Origin of the sequence: Sphingobium sp. CECT 9361 (genome assembly GCF_918741285.1) — a bacterium.
Classification (GTDB): Bacteria; Pseudomonadota; Alphaproteobacteria; order Sphingomonadales; family Sphingomonadaceae; genus Sphingobium.
The window spans coordinates 1-19,992 of sequence record NZ_CAKKNC010000039.1 but is presented as its reverse complement, the minus strand read 5'-3'; the positions used below and the strand labels follow the sequence as shown (position 1 = coordinate 19,992).

Annotated in this window: 16 protein-coding genes; 2 read left to right on the top strand and 14 right to left on the bottom strand. The window is 57.0% G+C overall.

The window, feature by feature from the left end; translation table 11 throughout:
- The 6 genes from LQ220_RS23500 to LQ220_RS23475 form a co-directional block, all read right to left on the bottom strand.
- On the bottom strand, window positions 1-139 hold a 139-nt coding region (locus tag LQ220_RS23500; protein ID WP_230190444.1), incomplete at its 3' end, for a 3-keto-5-aminohexanoate cleavage protein.
- Window positions 140-245: 106 nt separating this feature from the next.
- Window positions 246-1,259, bottom strand: coding sequence for a TauD/TfdA family dioxygenase (locus tag LQ220_RS23495; RefSeq protein WP_230190442.1), 1,014 nt, complete (start codon window positions 1,257-1,259; stop codon window positions 246-248).
- A gap of 50 nt (window positions 1,260-1,309) precedes the next feature.
- Window positions 1,310-2,089, bottom strand: a complete 780-nt coding sequence (locus LQ220_RS23490; protein ID WP_230190441.1) for a class II aldolase/adducin family protein — start codon at window positions 2,087-2,089, stop codon at window positions 1,310-1,312.
- 130 nt (window positions 2,090-2,219) lie between these two features.
- Window positions 2,220-3,575 carry an MFS transporter gene (locus tag LQ220_RS23485; RefSeq protein ID WP_230190440.1) on the bottom strand — a complete coding sequence of 452 codons (1,356 nt, stop codon included), beginning with the start codon at window positions 3,573-3,575 and terminating at the stop codon, window positions 2,220-2,222.
- Window positions 3,576-4,047: 472 nt separating this feature from the next.
- Window positions 4,048-5,226 carry an acyl-CoA dehydrogenase family protein gene (locus LQ220_RS23480; protein ID WP_230190439.1) on the bottom strand — a complete coding sequence of 393 codons (1,179 nt, stop codon included), beginning with the start codon at window positions 5,224-5,226 and terminating at the stop codon, window positions 4,048-4,050.
- 71 nt (window positions 5,227-5,297) lie between these two features.
- The gene (locus LQ220_RS23475; protein ID WP_230190438.1) at window positions 5,298-6,491 is read right to left on the bottom strand and encodes a CoA transferase; all 1,194 of its coding nucleotides are present in this window, start codon (window positions 6,489-6,491) and stop codon (window positions 5,298-5,300) included.
- A gap of 511 nt (window positions 6,492-7,002) precedes the next feature.
- On the opposite strand from LQ220_RS23475, the gene LQ220_RS23470 reads away from it, so the two are divergent.
- Both LQ220_RS23470 and LQ220_RS23465 read left to right on the top strand, forming a co-directional pair.
- Window positions 7,003-7,764 carry an SDR family NAD(P)-dependent oxidoreductase gene (locus tag LQ220_RS23470; protein WP_230190437.1) on the top strand — a complete coding sequence of 254 codons (762 nt, stop codon included), beginning with the start codon at window positions 7,003-7,005 and terminating at the stop codon, window positions 7,762-7,764.
- Between the two features lie 15 nt (window positions 7,765-7,779).
- Entirely contained in the window at window positions 7,780-8,553 is a 774-nt protein-coding gene (locus LQ220_RS23465) for an SDR family oxidoreductase (protein ID WP_230190436.1), read from the top strand.
- Between the two features lie 91 nt (window positions 8,554-8,644).
- On the opposite strand, the gene LQ220_RS23460 is transcribed toward LQ220_RS23465, so the two are convergent.
- The 8 genes from LQ220_RS23460 to LQ220_RS23425 all read right to left on the bottom strand — a co-directional run bounded on the left by LQ220_RS23460 (window position 8,645) and on the right by LQ220_RS23425 (window position 19,828).
- Window positions 8,645-9,679 carry an alpha/beta hydrolase gene (locus tag LQ220_RS23460; RefSeq protein ID WP_230190435.1) on the bottom strand — a complete coding sequence of 345 codons (1,035 nt, stop codon included), beginning with the start codon at window positions 9,677-9,679 and terminating at the stop codon, window positions 8,645-8,647.
- 245 nt (window positions 9,680-9,924) lie between these two features.
- On the bottom strand, window positions 9,925-10,710 hold the full coding sequence (locus LQ220_RS23455; protein ID WP_230190434.1) for a glucose 1-dehydrogenase: 786 nt from the start codon (window positions 10,708-10,710) through the stop codon (window positions 9,925-9,927).
- A 124-nt stretch (window positions 10,711-10,834) separates the two neighbouring features.
- Window positions 10,835-11,620: an SDR family oxidoreductase gene (locus tag LQ220_RS23450; protein ID WP_230190433.1), complete on the bottom strand. Its 786-nt coding sequence runs from the start codon at window positions 11,618-11,620 to the stop codon at window positions 10,835-10,837.
- An 81-nt stretch (window positions 11,621-11,701) separates the two neighbouring features.
- Entirely contained in the window at window positions 11,702-12,841 is a 1,140-nt protein-coding gene (locus tag LQ220_RS23445) for an NADH:flavin oxidoreductase (RefSeq protein WP_290369091.1), read from the bottom strand.
- Window positions 12,842-12,867: 26 nt separating this feature from the next.
- The gene (locus LQ220_RS23440) at window positions 12,868-14,724 is read right to left on the bottom strand and encodes an NAD(P)/FAD-dependent oxidoreductase (protein ID WP_230190432.1); all 1,857 of its coding nucleotides are present in this window, start codon (window positions 14,722-14,724) and stop codon (window positions 12,868-12,870) included.
- Between the two features lie 36 nt (window positions 14,725-14,760).
- Window positions 14,761-16,257 (bottom strand): NAD(P)/FAD-dependent oxidoreductase, encoded by a 1,497-nt coding sequence (locus tag LQ220_RS23435; protein WP_230190431.1) that lies wholly within the window; start codon window positions 16,255-16,257, stop codon window positions 14,761-14,763.
- Between the two features lie 27 nt (window positions 16,258-16,284).
- On the bottom strand, window positions 16,285-18,852 hold the full coding sequence (locus LQ220_RS23430; RefSeq protein WP_230190430.1) for a TonB-dependent receptor: 2,568 nt from the start codon (window positions 18,850-18,852) through the stop codon (window positions 16,285-16,287).
- Between the two features lie 259 nt (window positions 18,853-19,111).
- A complete protein-coding gene (locus tag LQ220_RS23425) occupies window positions 19,112-19,828 on the bottom strand; it encodes an alpha/beta hydrolase (RefSeq protein ID WP_290369090.1) in 717 nt (238 codons plus the stop codon).
- Window positions 19,829-19,992 lie beyond the last annotated feature (164 nt).

Genomic DNA, 19,992 nt, shown 5'->3' with positions numbered 1-19,992 from the left:
TCGCTGCTCCCGCCTCCGCCGCAGCGATGGCTTCGGCCGTGATCTGGTCGGGCGTGATCGGCAGATGGGGTGACATGGACGGAGTGTGGACCGATCCGGTTACCGCACAGGTCATGATGACTTTTTTAGACTTTCTCATGTTTATTTCCTTTCAAGTGGCAGAGCTTAATTTTGTGGGAGTGTGACAACTCAAATTCGGCAGCGTGTTCACACGCGACTAACCAGAAGCATTCCCTGCGATAGTTTCAGTTCATCATCGCGACGTCAGTCGCCCGCTCGCCGACAAACGGGTTGCGACCATGGCCGATCTGCAAATTGTCGACGATCATCAGGTCGCCGGTTTCCCACTGCCACGCGATCGTCGCGTTATCGACCACTCGCAGCATCGCGGTTTCCTCCTCGTCATTCAGTGCTTCACCATTGCCCAACAGAATATCGCTAGGGATTTTCTGCGATGCGCGGAGCTTTATAGCGGACTCGCTCTTTTCGCGCGTCGCTCGCTGGTCCGGATTCGTGTGGATCGCGCTACGATAGATCATCTCGCCCGTTACCGGGTGGCGGACAAAGGCTGGAAGCCGACTGTAGACTGTCAGGCTATTATCGTCGTGCCAATGTGGCTCCATCCCACGCTTCGCGCACACCTCGTTCACTTCTTCGCGCGAGTCCGTGTAGAAAGCGAAGTCCCAGCCGCGGCGATCCATAAGCTCGGTTTCGACCATCGATCCGGTCGGTGGAGCGAAGTTGCGGACAGTCAGAATACCCGAGCTAGCAAACCTCTCGCGAAGTTTTTCCGGAATGTTGGCCGAAACCTTGCGCATATCGGCGATTATCGTTTCACCGCCCTTTTCCGCAACCTTTCGCGCGAAGAACGCCAGGCGCGGCGGATAATCCCGGACGTAGAACATCTCTTGATGAATCTGGATCGTTTGCTCGCCCGTTCGTTGGGTTGCTTCGTAAACACCCTTGTCAAGCGGGCGGCGTGCGGCTGCACCGCCCTTATAGTTACCCTCATAAGCAGGAAAGCATGCCACGATAGTCGCAAAGTCTGCGGAAGTGCGAACCGCAAAACCTCGCAGCACGATCGCGCCATGTTCGATAATTAGCCGGTCCAATTCCGGTCGTTGCTCGGTCACCCAAGCTGCGACATCATCAATAGTATCTAAAGCGCCTGCCTTCGATTCTATAAACACGGGCGGCAGATCATCCAGCGGGATCGACGCACAAACCCACGGACCAAGGTTGGCCGATAACGGCGACATTTTCACAGTTCTTAAATCTACGGCCACGGCATCGCTCCAGATACGTCTGACTATTCCTCTAAAGATCCATAGGTTCGGCTGAGACGCCGCAGCACCGCTTCCCACTGGATAGCCGCACTGGCCGAACCGAGATCTCCCCTGACCACTTTCTGCGTGGATTCGAGATGACTTTTCTCCAGCAACAGGACATTATCCATACCACCCGCCATAGCGTCGATCTGAATACGGCACGCGGTCTCCAACCTGAAGATATTGGCGAAAGCGTGGGCGACCGAGCGGCCACAGGCGAGCAGCCCATGATTGCGCAATATCATCAGGTTGTTTTCGCCGAGGTCATCGATCAGGGACTGGCGCTCAGCGAAATCGACCGACGGCGCCCAGAAATCGTGATAGCTGACCTCTCCCAGAATGGCGGCATGCTGAGAGAGCGGTAGCAGACCACAGGCCATCGAGGCTACGCCAACACCTGCTCTTGTATGGGTATGGACAATCACATCGACATCGTGCCGAACGGAATGGATGGCGCCGTGAATGACATACCCCGTTGGATTTATGCGATAATCGCCTTCTGGGGCGAGAATTACCCTGCCATCCAAATCAACCTTGTATAGATTCGCCGCAGTGACCTCGTCATACATCAAGCCGTATGCGTTCAACAGAATATGATCGGGTTCATCCGGGACTCTGGCCGTGATGTGATTGGCGATCATGTCGGTCATGCCGAACATGTGAATGGCGCGGTAAAGCGCCGCTAGATCCAATCTTTTCTTCCATTCAGCATCGCTGACCTGATGGCGTATGCGCGCGCCGGCACCTGATAGGGCGTTCACTCTACTCCCCCTGTAAAGGAAGCACGTGGCGACATGAACGGCCGACTTTGCTGCGTCGCGCCAGAGACATGGTGCTCGCGACGACACACCCCACCGGACACTCTCGCAAGCAAGGCGGGACATTCGCTCACTATGAAGCCGCCGCCAGACACTCGTTGATGCGGCTCTTTGGAATTCCCATTATAAAGACAAGTGCCGCCACCACCACGACAACACTCAGCATAACCAACGCAATCGAAAAGTCGCCTGTTGCAACGCGCAGTTGGCCGATCGCCATCGGTGTAACAATCGCTGCGCTGGCACCGGTCGAGGTAAGCATCGCGATGCCAGCAGCGCGTGCACGGTCGGGCAGGAAGGCTGCGAAAATGCCAGTCAACAGTGTCCCGCCCGCAAAGCTGCAACACATGGCAACGGTTTGAAGCACGATCACCAGCAACGGGCTCAACGGCAGCACCGCAAGAAGCGATAGCGCTGAAGCGCCGATCAGCAGGGTTGCAAAAAAATGCCAGCGACGCTCACGCATTTTGTCAGATCGCCGTGCAAAAAGATACATCGCGGCGATCGAGACAAGCGGAGGGGCGGCTGAAAGAAAGCCAATGCCTGCAACCGACGCTATTCCCGCATCACGCAAAAGCAAGGGCGTCCAGAGCGACGCGCCAGTAAGCGCGTAAGCACCGAATATGACGAAGGCGAGCATGTAGAATTGCGGGTCACGAAACAGACTACCAACGCCTTCGCGCCCGTTTGGCGACTGAACACCGTGGTCGGCAGCGAGGTCGACGCGAATAGCCGCCTTCTCGGCCGGTGCAAGCCATTGAGCGTCGTCAGGCCGATCTGTGAGAATGAAAATGGCAGCGAATCCGAGGAAAACTGCTGGCAGACCTTCGAGCAAAAACATCCACTGCCAGCCGTGAAGACCGGCAACCCCTTCCATGCCGACAATGATAGCACCCGAGAGCGGCGACCCGATCGCACTGGCGAGGGGCATGCCGATCATGAACATTGCGGTGATGCGCGCCCGATATGCAGACGGAAACCACAGCGTGATGTAAAGCAACACGCCCGGATAGAAGCCCGCTTCCGCAATGCCCAGCAGAAACCGGACGATGTAGAACTGCGTCGGTGTTGTTACGAACATCGTGCACGAGGATACAATGCCCCACAAGGCCATGATGCGTAGCAACGTTTTGCGTATGCCGACACGTTCGAGAAGTACGTTGCTCGGCACCTCGAACATCACATAGCCAAGATAGAATATGCCGACACCGATCCCGTAAATCTCGGCAGTAAAGCCCAGATCGCTCTCCATCCGGAGTTGCGCCATACTGATGTTGGTTCGATCGATGGCGTTGATCACGTAGGAGATGATCAAAAACGGCATCAGGCGCCAGGCAATGCGCCGGTACATTGCGACCCGGTCAACCGGTTCGACATCGAAGGATTGTTCGTCCCGTGCCTTAGATGTGCTAGCGGCAGCGCTCGACATTTTTGGCGGTCCTATGTTACGTCAGTGACGATTGAGCACCGCAGCTTTTCTTTTGCCGCAGCCAGCAAAGCCAACTGCACCGGTCCCAAAATTGCGAGAGCGGCAAACTCGGCCCGCGCGCGTTTGCCAGGGACACGAGGCAATACCTTCGCCCACGCAAAACGATCCTTTGAGGAGATGCGTGATACGCAAGAAACAGACTGCATCTCCCCTCCCAATCCTTCTGTTATGTGGAAGAAAATTCTATGTGATAGAACTAACAAACTCGGTCAATGGTGGCAGCCGCCATTCTCAAACCCAAGCTTATTAACACGTAGCCGTTACCACCGGTTGCCAGAGACGCAGATCTCATCGATGCCACTGTGTGGACCAGCAACCGGCGGTTGAAGCTACCTTGGCCGAGCGCCTGAACTCCCCCACCTTCAAGATACCGAAATTGGACGACGTTCGGGACCAAGCTGCATTCGGGCAATTAGCTGCGGCTTCCTAGCAGTTCGCGAGCAACCACCATCCGATGCACCTCAGACGGCCCCTCACCAATCCGCTTGATGCGAAGCTCCCTGTACCACCGCTCGAGCGGCATCGCCTGAGTCACGCCCAGTCCGCCGAACATCTGGATACAGCGATCGACGACCCTGCCAGCCGTCTCCGTGGCCGTTACCTTGGCGATCGAGCTTTCCAGTTTGAATGGCTGGCCGAGATCGCCCTTCCACGCCGCCTGATAGGTCAGCAGCCGTGCAGCCCGGATCTCCATCTCGCTATCGGCGATCATCCACTGGATCGCCTGCTTGTCGGCAAGTGCCGACTTGAACACATGCCGCTGTTTGACCCATTCGATTGCAAGCTCAAGCGCGGCTTGGGCCGTGCCCAAGCAGTTGGCCGAATAGGCGATCCGATTGTCGGCGAGAAACCGGTCAGCGAGCTTGAACCCTTCCCCTTCCTCGCCTAGCCGCTGGCTCGCAGGGATGCGGCAATCGGTGAAGTAGACTTCGTAGGGTGAGTAGGAACGGATGACCTTGATCTCGTTGAACGACAAGCCTGGCGTGCCGTTTTCAACGATGAAGGCCGTGATGCCCCGGCGGTCGGCGGCATCGCCAGTGCGGGCGAAGACGATGCCCCAGTCGCGGTTGGCCGCATCGGTGATCCAGGTCTTGCTTCCGTTCAGCACATAGTCGTCGCCGTCGCGCACAGCGCGGGTCTTGATCGCCCGGGCAGGATCGGAACCGCCAGATGGCTCGCTGATCGCGATCCAGGCCTTGCGCTCACCCTTAACGGTAGGCACGCCCCAGCGCTGGATCTGCTCGTCGTTGCCGCACCAGATGATGTCCGGCGGATCGTCGCCGAATGCCCCGCCGCCCCAGGTATAAGAGCCCATGCGGCAGCGCGCACCCTCTTCGGCGACGACCGCCTGGGCCAGCAGGTTGAGACCGGCACCGCCATATTGCGCAGGGGCGCGAAATGCGTAAAGGCCGAGCTCGCGGGCCTTGTCCTGCAACGGCTTCAACATCTCGGGCGGGAACTTGTAGGTATCGTGCGGCACCTTGTCCTCGAGCGGCTGGACCTCTTCTTCCATGAAGCGCCGAGTCATTTCTTTAAGAGCACGAAGCTCTTCGGGTAGCTCCCACGCTCCCAGGGTGCCCAAGTCAGTCATTCGATCTCTCCCAGCTATTTGGTCTTACAGGCTTGGGCGATCACAAACTCCGCCCGGCGCCCCCAACAAATCTAGATTGCTTTTTCGCGCTTGAGTTCTGCGATATCCTGATCACTCAGCCCCAGCTTTTCGGCAAGGATCATGGCAGTGTGCTCTCCAAGTTCAGGACTCGGCGTCGGTGGAACTAAATCCGCACCGTGGAAGCGAAGCGGGCTGTTAGGCAGCACAACGCGGCCGAGGCGCGGATTATCCACCCATTCGAGCATTCCCCGCTCATGCATATGTGGGTCGTTGAGCACTTCGAGCACGGTGCGCACCGGAGCACATGGCACACGCCCCAGTTTGGCCCTTTCGAACACTTCGGCGCTGGAGAATTGCCGTGTCCAGCTTGCAACGACTTCGTCCATTTCTTCCACGTTGGCGACACGCGACGCGTTGGACGTAAAACGCTGATCGTCGCGCAGATCTTCCCGCCCGATCAGGGTCAGCAAGGCATCCCAATGCCCCTCACGTAGAGCAATGATCGCGACGAAGCCGTCACTAGTCGGATAGACATTGTAAGGTGCCACGGCCAACCCGCTGTGCCGATTGCCGGTCCTCGGTGGCTCGGCCTGCATTTCATGCGCCAGCCCCAGCGACGAGGCGAGGGTCGGGAAGACGGCCTCCTGCATAGCAACTTCGACCAGCCGCCCCTTGCCGGTTCGACCGCGCTGGACGAGCGCCGTCATGATCCCGGCGTAGAGATGAATGCCACCGAGAAAATCGGCTATAGCTGGCCCCGCCCTCAACGGTTCGCCGTCCGGCAAACCGGTAACGCTCATCACTCCGGATACCGCCTGGATGGTCACATCCATAGCGAGGTTGTCGCGGTCCGGACCCGAAAGACCGTATCCGCTGCCTGAACCGTAGACTAGCCGCGGATTGATCTGGCGCAGCTTTTCCCAACCCACGCCCAGCCTGTCCATTACGCCGGGCGCAAAGTTTTCCACAAGAACGTCAGCGTCGCGCACGAGATCCAGCAGAAGCTGGCGTCCGTGGTCTGTCTTAAGGTTCAATGTGATGCTGCGCTTATTGGCATTCAACATTTCGAACGGCAGCGTCGCGCCAGCGCTAACCTCGGCACGAACGCGAGCAGGTTCACCACCAAGCGGCTCGACCTTGATGATGTCGGCCCCAGCCTTCGCCATCAGGAACGTGGCATAAGGACCTTGATAGACTTGCCCAAGATCGATCACAGTGATCCCCGCAAGGGGGAGTTCTGACATGTCTTGGCTCGCAGTGTTCACTGACCATTCTTTCTGTTATTCAGACTCAAATTCTACTATACGGTCTCAATAGCTTTGACAACCTCTCGCGGTCAACTACCCCATCGAAAGTGGATGGCGCGCCTTTTTGCACCAGCTGCGACGGTCCATCATCGGAATTGCCATGAGCCCCGACATCGTTCGCGCACAGCGCCACCCATGTAAATCAAGGCTTTCCCGCCGAAATCTCGCGGCTAGGCCGCTAACCGAATGCCACAACGGAGCCCGATTGGCAGTCGGTGACTGCCAAGTATGTGGAATTAACGATCCCAGACTAACCGAACGGCAGTTCATGGCTGGACCCGAACGCAAGCCTGGCGCACTGTTCGATGGCGATGCCGGGACAAAAGTCATTCATGCTGGCGCTTCATCGACGCATGCAAGGTCATGTACTGGTGGGCTTTTGCAGTGAGTTCGCTGATCGCGGTTCAAATCGCCTACCGGAATGACACCTAACAATAAGGAAGAGTTTATGAACGCGTTTGCTGGTCGATTTAACGGGAAAGTCGTAATCGTGACAGGCGGCGCCTCGGGTATCGGACTGGCCTGTTGCGAACGTTTCGCTGCGGAAGGCGCTTCGATAGGCGTTCTCGATCTCCACGGTGAGGCTGCAAACGAGGTAGCCCAGCAGATTCGCGAGCGGCATGGTAGCGCCATAGGTGTTCAGGCGGATGTCTCTGAACCCGCTGCAATCGCAACCGCGATTGACCAGGTGGCCAAGGCGTTCGGACGGCTCGATGTTGCGGTCAACAGCGCCGGGATAGGTGGCAGTGGCGGACCAATGAAAGATATGCCGTCCGACGTCTGGAATCGCATGATTGCAATCAACCTCTCCGGCGTCTTCTACTCGATGCAAGCGGAATACAGACATCTCGAAGCCGCAGGCGGAGGCGCGATCATCAACATCGCTTCAATGCTGGGTGTCGTCGGCTACCCCGAAGGCGGAGCTTATGTTGCCGCTAAACATGGTGTTGTCGGTCTAACGCGTACAGCTGCGCTCAGTTGGGGGCCTCAGAACATTCGGGTGTCCGTGGTTTGCCCCACATTCATTGAAACGCCGATGACGAACCATCGATCGCAAGAAGATTGGGCCGCACTGGCACAGGTTCATGCTCTTCGTCGACTGCCAGAGGTTACTGACGTTGCCGCAACAGTCTGTTTTCTCGCATCCGAGGATGCACGGGCACTGACCGGCTCAGTCCACATGGTCGATGCCGGGTATACAGCCGGCTGATTGGGCGGGAAATCGATGTCAAAGAAATCTTCATTGGTGGGTCAAACAGCGATCGTAACTGGCGCTGGAGGGGACATCGGTCGCGCGATGGTGCAGCGCCTTCATGCGCGAGGAGCGTTTGTTGTCGCAGTCGACCGCGACAGCAGAGCCCTCGACAAACTATTGGGGTGTTCAGACAACACCGACCTGCTGGCCCTGGAAGGCAACGTGAGCGATGAGGAAAGCGTCCGTGCTTTCACAGACCGTGCGCTCAGCGAAACCGGACGCATAGATATACTGTGCAACAATGCAGGTATCGAAGGGCCAGTTGCCCCTATTTCAGATTACCCTCTTGTCGACTTTGAGCGCGTTCTCGAGGTCAATGTGGTGGGCGTATTCCTAGGCATGAAGCACGTCATTCACTGCATGGCAGCACAGGGCCGGGGCAGCATCATCAATATGGCGAGCACTGCCGGGTTAGCGGGGGGGGCGAATCTTTCTGCCTATGTCGCCAGTAAACACGCCGTTATCGGACTAACCCGGGCTGCAGCCGCCGAATGTGCCAAGCTGGGCATATGCGTGAACGGTATTGCACCCGGCCGAGTGGCGGGAAGGATGATCGCGTCGATCCTTGCCGGCCAGACACCCGAAAACCGCGAGACGCGCGCGGGAGGCGCGGCCGCGCCTGAACGAGACAACAGCCCCTATGAAGTCGTTGAGCTTGCCGCGTCCTTGGCTTCGGGTGAAGCAGGTTACGCCAACGGCGTTATCTACCGGATCGACGGGGGCATCGTCAGCGAGCATATGTGAAAGTCGGCCCGGCCCGATCGCCCGCATTTGCGCGTCGAGACGGCTGGCGCCAGAGGGCTCGGCGCATCGCAAGTATCCATTTGGCTGAAGATTAAGCGGGCTTCGGCCATAGATGCGGCACGGTTTCGATAAGCCAGCGTGCAAGGACGCTGTTCAATTCGACCGGCTTTTCTTGCGCCATCCAGTGACCGGATTTTATGACCATTTCCGTAAGGTGGGAGCACGACTGCCGCATAGGGTCGCCGAGCCGCGTTCCCGCAGTTTTGCAGGTAACGTCATAGGCTGCCGATACGAAAAGGCAGTGCAGGTCAATCCGGCCGCCATTATGGGCACGGGCCGCGTAGGCGATGTTTCGAGCGTCGTTAAGATACCAAGAGTTTGGCCCGAAGAAGCTCGCACGCGTCAGTGCTGCCACATATTGGCTGTGCTCTTCCTGCGTGATCAACAGCTCGTCGAGTGGCAAGTCCCGCAGCATGTCGATAAAAAACCCAAATCCCCCTTCATTGGTGACGCGGGCCGTGATCTCGGGCGCGTCAACGGCATCCGGATTGCCGCGTCGGAACAGCCCCCTGATGGTCGCGCCGACATTTGCCTCAAAGTCGCGCGCCGCGCCCTTGAAATCTGCTACATAATGGTCCCAATAGGCCCATTGTCCCGATAGGAAAATTTCCTCCGGATAGATGGTGCGATCGACCAGTGGAATGAGGTTCGCGCGTGCAAATCCTTGCGGGATATACGGCACGCACAGGTTGATCAGAGCGTGACATCGTTCAGGATAGTGTGCACCAATGCTCCAGACAATAGGGCTTCCCCAATCATGCCCAACCCAGATGGCCCGTTCAGCATCCAGGCTGTCGAGCAGTTCAATCATGTCAGTGACGATATGCTCGACAGCATAATCCTCGTGCTGCGCATATAGACTGGAGCGACCATAGCCGCGCATATCTGGCGCTATCACGCGAAAACCGAGATTGGCAAAGCATGCGAGCTGATGCCGCCAGCTCACGCCTAGTTCCGGCCAGCCGTGCACAAATATAATTGGCGTGCCGTCGACAGGACCAGCCTCATTATAGAAAGTCGTGTGCCGGGAGGTCTTGCAAATCTTTTCGAGTGGCAAATATCTCATGGATCGCTCCTTGCATCACGCGTTCGATCGGTCGTCCGAACATTTGGCGCTCATGGTTCCGCCCCGTCTCAAGGCCCGCGACAAACGCCCTCCCCCCTCCTCCATGTTGACCGCGAACTCGCCGTCACTCCTTCTGCCGATTGCAGCCGTCACAACGCGTGTCTGTCGAGCGATGCCGCACAAGACGGATACAAAAGCGCGTTTCTCGGCGCTTTTGTAAAACTAAGAGTCGATTGGCAGCTGGGCTATCCCTTCATTTCATTGAGGAATGGGCGGAGGTCGGCGAGCCCAGTTTGCGAGGTAACACCGCCATCGACAGGGAGGATGGCACCATGGATGTACGAGGCTGCGTCAGACAGCAGAAAGGCAATGGCTTCGGCGATCTCGGATGCTTCTGCTGCGCGTCCGAGCGGGGCCGCTGCGTTCCAGGCCGCGCGCAATTTGGGAATGCTATCCAGCACAGTAGTCATCGGCGTCCTAACGTCGCCGGGGCACACGCAGTTCACCCGAATGTTGTCGCGCCCTACAGCCCCCGCGAGCGAGCGTGTGTAGTTTACCGTTGCGGCCTTGGTCAGGTTGTAGGCCGGCATGGCAGCATCGCCGAGCAGCCCGGCAATCGAGGCGTTGTTCACAATGGATCCGCCACCTTGGCGGCGCATATGCGGAATGGCTGCGCCGCAGGCGTAGACCACGGAGGCTGTGTTGACCTTGAACACCCGGTCCAGTTCGCCGGCCATGAGATCTTCCGAGGCGGTGAGGTTGCCGGTGCCCGCATTGTTGACCAGGCAGTCAATCCGACCGAAGTGGCTGACAGCCTTTTCGATGAGCGCCTGCACCTGCGACTGATCGCCTACGTCGGTGCGATGCATGATGACCCTATCACCGAATTCGGCGAAGGTATCGACTTCTATATTCAGGTCGGCAACCACAACCTTGCCGCCGCCACGCAGGAAGGTGAGCACGGTTGCTTCCCCCATACCCGATGCGCCGCCGGTAATCACCGCCACTTTGCCGTCGAACCGCTTATTCATAGTCACTGTCCTTTGTGATCCATTCATTATCCGTCGAGAAGTCGCCACTCTCCATTGGTAGCTGCTCCACGCGCGCTACCCTTGGATCCTCACCGATCCCTCTTAATCGGAACATCGAGCGCGCTCAGGCCGCCATATCCGCCAGGAAGGGGCGGAGGTCGGCAAGCCCAGTTTGCGAGGTAACGCCGCCATCGACGGGGAGGACAGCACCATGGATATACGAGGCCGCATCCGACAGTAGAAAGGCGATGGCTTCGGCGATTTCAGATGGGTGTCCCGCGCGGCCCAGCGGAATCGCTCCGTTCCATGCGTCGATCAACTCAGGAAACTCCTTCAGTCCCTCTGACATAGGCGTAGCCGTGTAGCCCGGACACACGCAGTTCACCCGGATGTTGTCGCGCCCCACGGCTCCAGCGAGCGAGCGTGTGTAGTTTATGGTCGCTCCCTTGCTCATGTTGTAGGCTGGCATGCCCGCGTCGCCGAAGAGTCCTGATATGGAAGCATTGTTGACGATGGCTCCGCCACCTTGCCGACGCATGTGAGGAATGGCTGCGCCGCACGCATAGACCACAGCGGCGGCGTTCACCTTGAATACCTTGTCCAGTTCCTCAGCCGTGAGATCTTCCGACAGGGTAAGGCAGCCGATCCCCGCGTTGTTGACTAGGCAATCAATCCGGCCAAAGTGGCTGACAGCCTTTTCGATAAGCGCCCGCACCTGCGCCTGATCACCAACGTCGGTACGGTGCAGCAGGACCGCATCGCCAAACGCATCGAAAGTATTTACCTCAACGTTGAGGTCGGCAACCACGACCTTGCCGCCGCCGCGCAGGAAGGAGAGCACGGTTGCTTCACCCATTCCCGATGCGCCACCGGTGATCACCGCCACTTTGCCTTCGAACCGCTTGTCCATGATTGCCTCTCTTGGTTTCTAGATCGTTTGATTATTGGTCAGCTTCGTGGATCGGGCATGCAGGCGGTGGTCAGAGAGCCATCAACTTGCCGAAGACACCAGACTTTGCATGTCGTCCGATGCATTTTCAGCCGCCGCTGCGCTATTGGCAGCAATGCCCGGGAAAAGCTCAAGCAGGTAATCCACAAAGGCGGGACTGACACATTGTCCGGCAAGGTATTCCGGAGAGACGGGCAGCTTAACTGGATGGAAGTTCTGGTCCGCCCGCATCTGCATAGGGAGATCATGATGAACGATCGCCGAGCGACCTATGCCAACCATGTCCAGCCCGGCAGCGAATGCCTTGGCGATATGCTCTCCGTCCCACAGCATCCCTGCGGCACCCAGACGCGTTCCACCCCGTTCAAGCGACGTGAAATGTTCCAGAATGGTTTTTCCCTGGTGTTCCGGCTCCTTGGGCTGCTTGAACACGTCCAGCAAAGACATGTCGAGATATTCAATTTGCCCGCCCAGCATCAGATCCTGCGCCAGTTCCTTCATTTCCGCCAACCGCAGATCGAACAATTCCCCCGACAGGCGAACGCCAAGGTTGAATTGCGAGCCGCAGCTCTGGCGCACGCCGGAGATGAGTTCCTGCAACAAGCGGGCACGATTTTCAAAGCTTCCGCCATAGCGATCGGTACGGCGATTGATGACCGGACTGAGGAACTCGCCTATGAGATAGCCGTGTGCGCCGTGGAGTTCGATACCGTCAAATCCAGCCCTCTCGGCGCGGCGGGCCGCCACAACAAAGTCTTCAACGACTTGCTCTACCTGCGAAAGCGTCAAACCGACTGCACCGGTAGATTCGTTGTCTGAAGGGCAGACTGGCGACGCTCCGTTCAATTCCTTCGGCGCTCTCATCCCAGCGTGATAGATTTGAGCTATCGCAAGCGAACCGTGACTTTTTATCGCCTCGGCCAGGCGCGACAATCCAGTGACATGCTTGTCGTCGAATATCCCAAGCTGGCCGGCAAACCCCCGTCCGATTGCCTGCACATGCAAAGCGCACGTCATCGTCATCCCGAAGCCACCGCGCGCGCGCGCTATCAACCACTCAAATTCTTCGTCCGAGAGCGTTCCGTCATCATTGCTTTGGCGGGTCGTCATAGGCGACAGCAAAAACCGATTTGGCATTTCTCGTCCGCGCGCGAACGTCAGTGGCGTAAACAAGTCTTCCATTCGCTAAATTCTCCGCAAATCTGTCATCAATTCTCAAGCTGCAGGCCAGAAAGCGTCCCTGCCTCTCGCCACTTCTTCAGTTCTTCGAAATAGTCCACATTTCCACCCGCATAAGCACTGTCAACTATGATGGTGTCGGACAACTTTCCCTCACCATTGAAATAACCTGGAGTGCAAGATGCAAGAAAATCACGCTGGACACCCGACCGTTCGATGATCTTATTAACCCACTCTTGTTCAGCAGGCTCAGTGACTTCGAATGTACGCAAGCCACGTTCTTTCGCTTCTCTGATAATGTACTCAACCTGGGCTGCCTGGCCATTTATGATATACAGCCAGTTGAAGGCGTAAGCCGACTGGATAGGTGAGACAATCATCAAATTGGGAAAACCGTGGACATGCTGTCCATGCAACGAGCGCGCGCCAGCGCTCCATTTCTCCGACAACTTTAAGCCGTCGCGGCCATAGATTTCAAATCCGCCAACATTGGTAAAGCGAGGCGCCCGCACGTTCGGTTCAAAGCCGGTTGCAAATACAACACAATCGAGCTCATATTCCTTGCCACCGACCATGACGCCTTTTTCGGTGAAGGCTTCTACCCCGCGGCCCATAGTATCGACGAGATGAACATTAGGGCGATTAAAGTTTTCAAGGTACTCGTCATGGAAACACGGTCGCTTACAGAACTGCGGAAAATACGGCATCAGGGCCTGTGCTGTCTCAGGGTCCTTAACAATCGAAGCGACCCGCTCACGGATGTCCGCCATCTTCTGGAAATCAGCAGCCTCGCCAAGTTCTGCCGGGCTCAGTCCGAGATCCTCGAACTTCTTTGCTCCATCGCCCAGGTACAGAGTTTTAAAGTTATCGGTCCAGCCGTCATTGACCGCGTCATGTTCAACCGGAATGCCACTGGTAATGCGATTGAAATTCTCCATGCGATCATATTGCCATCCCGGCTCGAGCGATTTTGCCCACTCACTATCTGTCGGCCGGTTGGCGCGTATATCAACTGAGGCGGGCGTACGCTGGAAAACAAAGAACTCTTTTGCCCATTGCCCCAGATGCGGCGCAACCTGCACTGCAGTAGCTCCAGTCCCGATCATTCCAACGCGCTTGTCCTTCAGCCCCGTCAAGCCGCCCTTGTAGTCACCGCCGGTATAGTCATAGTCCCAGCGACTGGTATGGAATGTCCGGCCAGAAAACTTTTCGAGCCCTGGCAGCTGCGGCAATCGTCCGCGATTGAGACCGCCGATGGCCACTATCACAAATTGAGCAGTGATAACATCGTCGCGGTCCGTTTGAACGGTCCAGCGCGCATCTTCGTCACTCCAGTGCATTTCAGTGACCTGCGTCTGAAAGCATGCGTCCTCATACAGACCAAACTTTTCGCCGATCGCTCTGCAATGTCGCTGAATTTCGGGTCCTGAGGCGTATCTTTCAGTCGGAACATAGCCCATCTCTTCGAGCATCGGCATGTAGATATAGGATTCCACGTCGCACATGATGCCAGGATAGTCGTTCCAATACCAACTCCCACCCAGGTCTCCGCCCGCTTCAATAATGCGAACTTTCCTAAGCCCGGACTGACGAAGACGAGTCGCGATTACCAGACCCGACAAACCTCCTCCCACCACCACAGCTTCTACTTCATCTTGCAGCGGCGCACGCGATATGGGCTCTTTGACATGAGGATCCGTAGCCAGTTCTTCCAGCCCGCCTTCCATCTTTGTGAACTGCCGATCAGCCTCGGGACGCAATCTCTTGTCGCGCTCCTCCCGATATTTGCGGCGCATCTCTTCTGGATCAAAGCCGAGACGCTCAATCAGCTTTTGCCGGGCGTTAACCGTGGCTCCGTCGCTACCGCCATCAACCATCGCCGACATCAGCTTTACTCCCTCATTCTCATTAACGCGTCTCGCTCAACGGACGACGTCGAAATCTTCCAGCGTCGTGGAACGCAGTTCAGTTTCCATGGCAATGTGGTCACCAGGATAGAAGAACCAGACCCGATGCTTTTCATCATGGTAAAAGCTGTCGCAGTTCCCGTTAAAAGTCGTATCCTTGAAATATTCCTGAACGCTTTTATTGTATTCCTTAAACACGTCTTGCCGGACATTGATCGACTTTAGTTCCATCTCTTCCGCTGCTTCAATCAAACGGATAATGTACTCGGTGGAAATTTCCGCAGAATGGATAGCGGACGAATGGCCAAATATTCCGTTGGGACCGTTAACCATGAAGTAGTTTGGAAAGCCAGGTACCGATACGCTGCGGAACGCCTGTGGCAGATCGCTCCAGACATCCTCTAGGGCTTTGCCATCAAGGCCCGTGGTGTGGACGGGGCCGTGATAGTTAGGCATCTTGTAGCCAGTGCACCAGATCACCACGTCAAGATCGTGATGGGTTCCGTCGCCAGTAACGATACCGGATTCATCCATGCTCTCTATAGAGTCAGTCACGATATCGACGTTGGAGTTCGCCACCGTTTTGTAATAGTCGCCCGTGATCAGCAGCCGCTTGCAACCCGGATCAAAGTCCGGCGTGAGCTTCGCGCGTAGCACGGGATCGGCAATCTGTTCCTGCAAGTAAGCTAGGCAAACGCTTCGAAGCTCTTCGAGTTTTTCCGGGTTTCCCGACACGCTGTCGAGAAACGCTTTCGAGAACTCGTAAAGTTCATCGCGATGCTTGCGCCAGGAATCGGTGTCTTGGGCAAACTCGCGCTGTTGCTCTTCAGAATACACGACGTTGTTTCGAGGGACGATCCATGAGGGAGTGCGTTGGAATATCTTGAGTTCGCCAACCTCTGGATAGATGGCCGGCACGATCTGAACGGCCGCCGCAGCGGTGCCAACAATTCCGACCCGCTTTCCCTTGAGGTCTATATTCTGCTGCCAGTGCGAAGAGTGGAATGAGGCGCCCTTGAAGCGCTCCCTCCCCCGAATTTTGGGGAGGGAGGCTTCGTTGTAAAAACCCGTTGCCGCGATCAGATAGTCGAACGTCTCCGTGCGCTCTGAACCGGCGATTGTAAGGGTCCATTCTCCTTGTGCTTCATCGTATGTCGCCGTCGTAACTTCGGTCGACAGACGTACGTGCTCCATGAGCTCGTGCTTCTTTCCGAATTCCGTAAAGTAGGCGAGTAGTTCATCCCGCTCCGGATACATCTTGCTCCAGTAGGGATTGCGGTCAAAGGAATAGCTGTAAACGTGGCTATGCACGTCGCAACATAAGCCCGGATAATTATGTCGTTTCCAGGTTCCGCCAATGGCATCGTCCTTTTCATACACGACGAAGTTCTCGAACCCGGCTTCCTTAATGCGGTAAGCCATGAGCATACCGCACACGCCGGCACCCAAGATGGCGATGCGGCTGCTTTTACGCAAACCTGGCCGCATCGCCCCACCAACTGAATTTTCCACTAACTGCGCTCCCTTACTGGCACAAAATCAATAACGAAAAGAAACGGTAGCGCCGTAAGTGGCCGCACGTCCGGTGTAGCGATAGAGCACGTCGCTTCCTGAGAAGATGGTGGTGGCATAGACCTTGTCGCCGACGTTCCGGCCGAACACTGAAGCCTTCCAGGCGCCGTCGGCGGCTTCGATGCCGGCGCGCAGATCGAGCAGGGTGTACGACGGGATGCGGTACTCGTCCGCCTTCAGTATCGACGTTTCGAATGTGGCATTGGTCTTGTCCTGGTAGGTCAAGGTGCCACCGAAGAACGCCTTCGTGCTGCCCGAAATCGGGAACTTGTATTCCGCATCGACCACGGCCGAATACTTCGGCGTGAAGGGCAGAGCCGAGCCGTTGTAGTCACCCTTGTAGCCTGCCTGGTTATAGATGGCGAGGCCAGCAATCGTCTGGTCGAACTTGCCGTTCACCTTGGCGTCGAGATAGGACCCGCTCAGCGAGATGTTCAAACCTTCGACGGGGTAGAGCTGAAGTTCGGCCTCGATCCCAAGGACCTTGGACTTAGGCACGTTGAGAATGTTCTCCAGCAGTCCGAACACTGGATCCGAAGTTTTAGCACGAACCTGCTTGTCTGCGTAATCGTAGTAGAAAGCCGAGGCATTGAACTGGGCACGGCGGTCAAGCAGAGGTGCCTTGAAGCCGAACTCATAGGCGCGCAGGCGCTCCTGCTTCGCCGGCTGGAACTGCGATTGTGCCGTAGCCGCGACGTTCCCAAAGACCCCGGACTTGTAACCCTGGCTGACGCTTACGTAAACGAGGGTTCCACCGTCGAACTTGTAGTTCGCGCCGAACCGCCAGGAGACATTGTCTTCATCAAGAGATCTCTGAATCGGGGTGATCGCCGGCCGAAAGAGGTTGGCCCCAGCCGTCGGACTATCATTAAGCGCGATGCACTGGCCGGGCCCTACGACCAAGTGTCCGGCCGGATTGAGTCCGAACGCTGACTGCAGATCGTAGAAGCCGAAGCCTGGCACCACGTCGGCATTGCCGAAGGTCTTCGAAAACAGCTGCGCCGGTGTCAGGTCATAACCGCAATACTCGGCATCGCGCTTCGACTTGGTCCAGCGGGCGCCCGCCTGCAGCGTCAGGTTCGGCACAACCTCTACGTCGGCATTCCCGAACACCGCGTAGTTCGAGATCTTCTGCCTCAGTTCATGACTGTTTTCCGTGAAGCGCAGACCCGGCAATGCCTCACCAACGGAAAGGTCAAAGGCGCTGAGGAAACGTTGAGTGTCGTCCACTTTGCTGTGGTCGTAGTTGAGACCGCCGACAAGATGGACGGTATCAGTGTCGTAAGCCAGACGCAGTTCCTGGTTGAAGAACTTGACACCACCGAACACCCGCACCGGGAGCGCCTCGGCCAAGGTCGCATCATTGTCCTGTGTCCTGTCGATCTTCTGATCGATGTAGGACGTCAGAGAGGTCAATGTCAGCGTATCGCTGAGGTTGAAGGTAGACCTCAGCGCCGCTTGGAGCAGACGATCATCCATTTGATGCGGGAACTCAGGGCTCCACTCCGCAACCCGCGCATTTTTACCGAGGCCGATCGCCGGTGTGCTTAGATAGGCGTTCGTGCCCGGTTCGCCGATACGACCGGCGATCTTTGCCTGTCGACCGGCGAGACTCGCGTCAAAATTAGGACTGGCCGGGTTCGTGAAAGCGGCATAGGCGGTCGGATTGACCACCTCGAACGGATTGCTCCGCGTGGCTCCAGCCGGGATGAATCCAGCCGTCGGGACAATGTTGAGCTGGTTGGAGATGAATTGCGCCTGCTGGGTATCCGACTTGTCCTGATAGCCCGAAAGCGTGAGCTCGAACTTGGCGTTGCTCGTCGGCTCCCAATCGAGAATGGCGCGCCCGATCAGCTGCCGGCTCGCACCGTTCTTGTCTTCCGGGCGAGAAAGGCTGTACTGCCAGTCGCCGCCCTGAACCGCGCGGACCGCGATGCGGCCCTTGAGTGTGGACGAAAGCGGACCGCTGACAAAGCCGGAAACGTCGAGCTTGTTGAAACTGTCATAGGACAGATCACCGCCGGCCGTCAGCGTGTCGGTCGGCTTGTTGGCGATGTAGTTGATGGCGCCGCCGGTCGAACTTGCACCATACAACGTACCCTGCGGCCCCTTGAGCACCTCCAGGCGTTGCACGTCGAGCCCGAGGCCAAGGCTCATGGTCGGATAGGGAATCGAAAATTCGTCCTGGTAGAGCGCCACGGACGGCGACGCGCCGAAGCTGTAGTCATACAAGCCGACACCGCGCAGCGTATAGACCGGCGTCGCATAGCCCGAAGCGGTGAACGTGAAGCCCGGAACGACGCGGGCGAGATCGGCCGGCGACGTGACGCCTCGGGCTAACAGGGTGTCGCCGGACGCAGCGGTGATCGACATGCCCACGGAATTGATGGCCTGTTCGCGCTTCTGCGCGGTTACAACGATATCGTGTACGCCTGCCACATTATTGTCGGCCTCCGGCGCATCCTGCGCCTGAGCAACACCTCCAACAAGCGACATTGACGCTACGCCGCACAAAAGTTGATTAATGAACCTCATAGGTCCCTCCCTAAATTATATTGAACTTTTGGACACACATTGATGCATTTATACGTAATATTGGACGCTAAATTCAGAAATCTATAAAGTTATAAATACTTCATATTAATATTTAAGAACTTAACCACGAAATACTCGCAATATTATCTCCACTCCTCGAATTAATGTTCAGTTATCCCCGAGCTAAACGCAATCTATTCCTATCACACAGCGACCTACATCCGGATCTAACTGCCAACCCGATCCGAAAGATGGAAAATCAACATAGAAAAGCCGCGATTTCATCCGTCGCCTCGCGCGCCTCGGGCAGCAGGTCCGTAAACAGGTGCCAGACATGAGGTAGACCCGGCCAAGAACTCAGGGTCACGCGAACACCCGAGGTCGCCAGCAAAGCTGCGAATGTCCGCGCGTCCCAATGGAGAAACTCAGCTCCACTGGCCTGGATGAGCGAAGGCGGAAAACAGGCGACGTCCTCCGCAGATGCATTCACCAGCGAGATATGCGGATCTCCCAGAAGCTCGGGGTCTATTCCGTACAGCCCCGGGACTCCAGCCATTCCAGCATTACCGCCGACCGGATCGGTATCCCGGTCCTGACGATCCGGATTACAAGCGGCCTCGAGCACCGGCGAAAGGAGCACGAGCTTGTCTGGCAAACGCTCCCCCCTTTCGATAAGGCTGAGGCAGGTGGCTGCGGCCAAATTGCCGCCACACGAGTCTCCTCCGAGAAAAATCTGGCTCAGCTTCTGCCCTGTCGGTGACTGGTCTGTAGCCCAAAGAAAGGCTGTGATACAGTCCTCTAAGCCAGCAGGGTAAGCATTCTCCGGAGCCAGCCTGTAATCTACCAGCAGGAGCGGAATCCTGGCTGCCTTTGCAATAGCGGCGGCCATTGGGCGATGGTTGTAAAGGGATCCTGCCACCCAGCCTCCGCCATGAAGGTAGACCATGGCACGATCCGAGAGCGGATCAACAGGCACAAGCCATTCGCAAGGAACACCATTGGCATCGACGGACCTGATCTGCCCCCCGCTGAGTGGCCCAGAGACTATGATAGTCTGGACCACGAAGGGGACATTGAATGCCAAGCAAGAAGCACAAGCCGGAAGAGATCATCGGCAAGCTACGTGAAGTTGAGATCATA

Excerpts from the sequence above, each read along its gene's own strand:
- LQ220_RS23495 (WP_230190442.1), bottom strand. The coding sequence starts at position 1,259 with ATGTCGCCGTTATCGGCCAACCTTGGTCCGTGGGTTTGTGCGTCGATC.
- LQ220_RS23485 (WP_230190440.1), bottom strand. The coding sequence starts at position 3,575 with ATGTCGAGCGCTGCCGCTAGCACATCTAAGGCACGGGACGAACAATCC.
- LQ220_RS23480 (WP_230190439.1), bottom strand. The coding sequence starts at position 5,226 with ATGACTGACTTGGGCACCCTGGGAGCGTGGGAGCTACCCGAAGAGCTT.
- LQ220_RS23475 (WP_230190438.1), bottom strand. The coding sequence starts at position 6,491 with ATGTCAGAACTCCCCCTTGCGGGGATCACTGTGATCGATCTTGGGCAA.
- LQ220_RS23470 (WP_230190437.1), top strand. The coding sequence starts at position 7,003 with ATGAACGCGTTTGCTGGTCGATTTAACGGGAAAGTCGTAATCGTGACA.
- LQ220_RS23465 (WP_230190436.1), top strand. The coding sequence starts at position 7,780 with ATGTCAAAGAAATCTTCATTGGTGGGTCAAACAGCGATCGTAACTGGC.
- LQ220_RS23460 (WP_230190435.1), bottom strand. The coding sequence starts at position 9,679 with ATGAGATATTTGCCACTCGAAAAGATTTGCAAGACCTCCCGGCACACG.
- LQ220_RS23455 (WP_230190434.1), bottom strand. The coding sequence starts at position 10,710 with ATGAATAAGCGGTTCGACGGCAAAGTGGCGGTGATTACCGGCGGCGCA.
- LQ220_RS23450 (WP_230190433.1), bottom strand. The coding sequence starts at position 11,620 with ATGGACAAGCGGTTCGAAGGCAAAGTGGCGGTGATCACCGGTGGCGCA.
- LQ220_RS23445 (WP_290369091.1), bottom strand. The coding sequence starts at position 12,841 with ATGGAAGACTTGTTTACGCCACTGACGTTCGCGCGCGGACGAGAAATG.
- LQ220_RS23440 (WP_230190432.1), bottom strand. The coding sequence starts at position 14,724 with ATGTCGGCGATGGTTGATGGCGGTAGCGACGGAGCCACGGTTAACGCC.
- LQ220_RS23430 (WP_230190430.1), bottom strand. The coding sequence starts at position 18,852 with ATGAGGTTCATTAATCAACTTTTGTGCGGCGTAGCGTCAATGTCGCTT.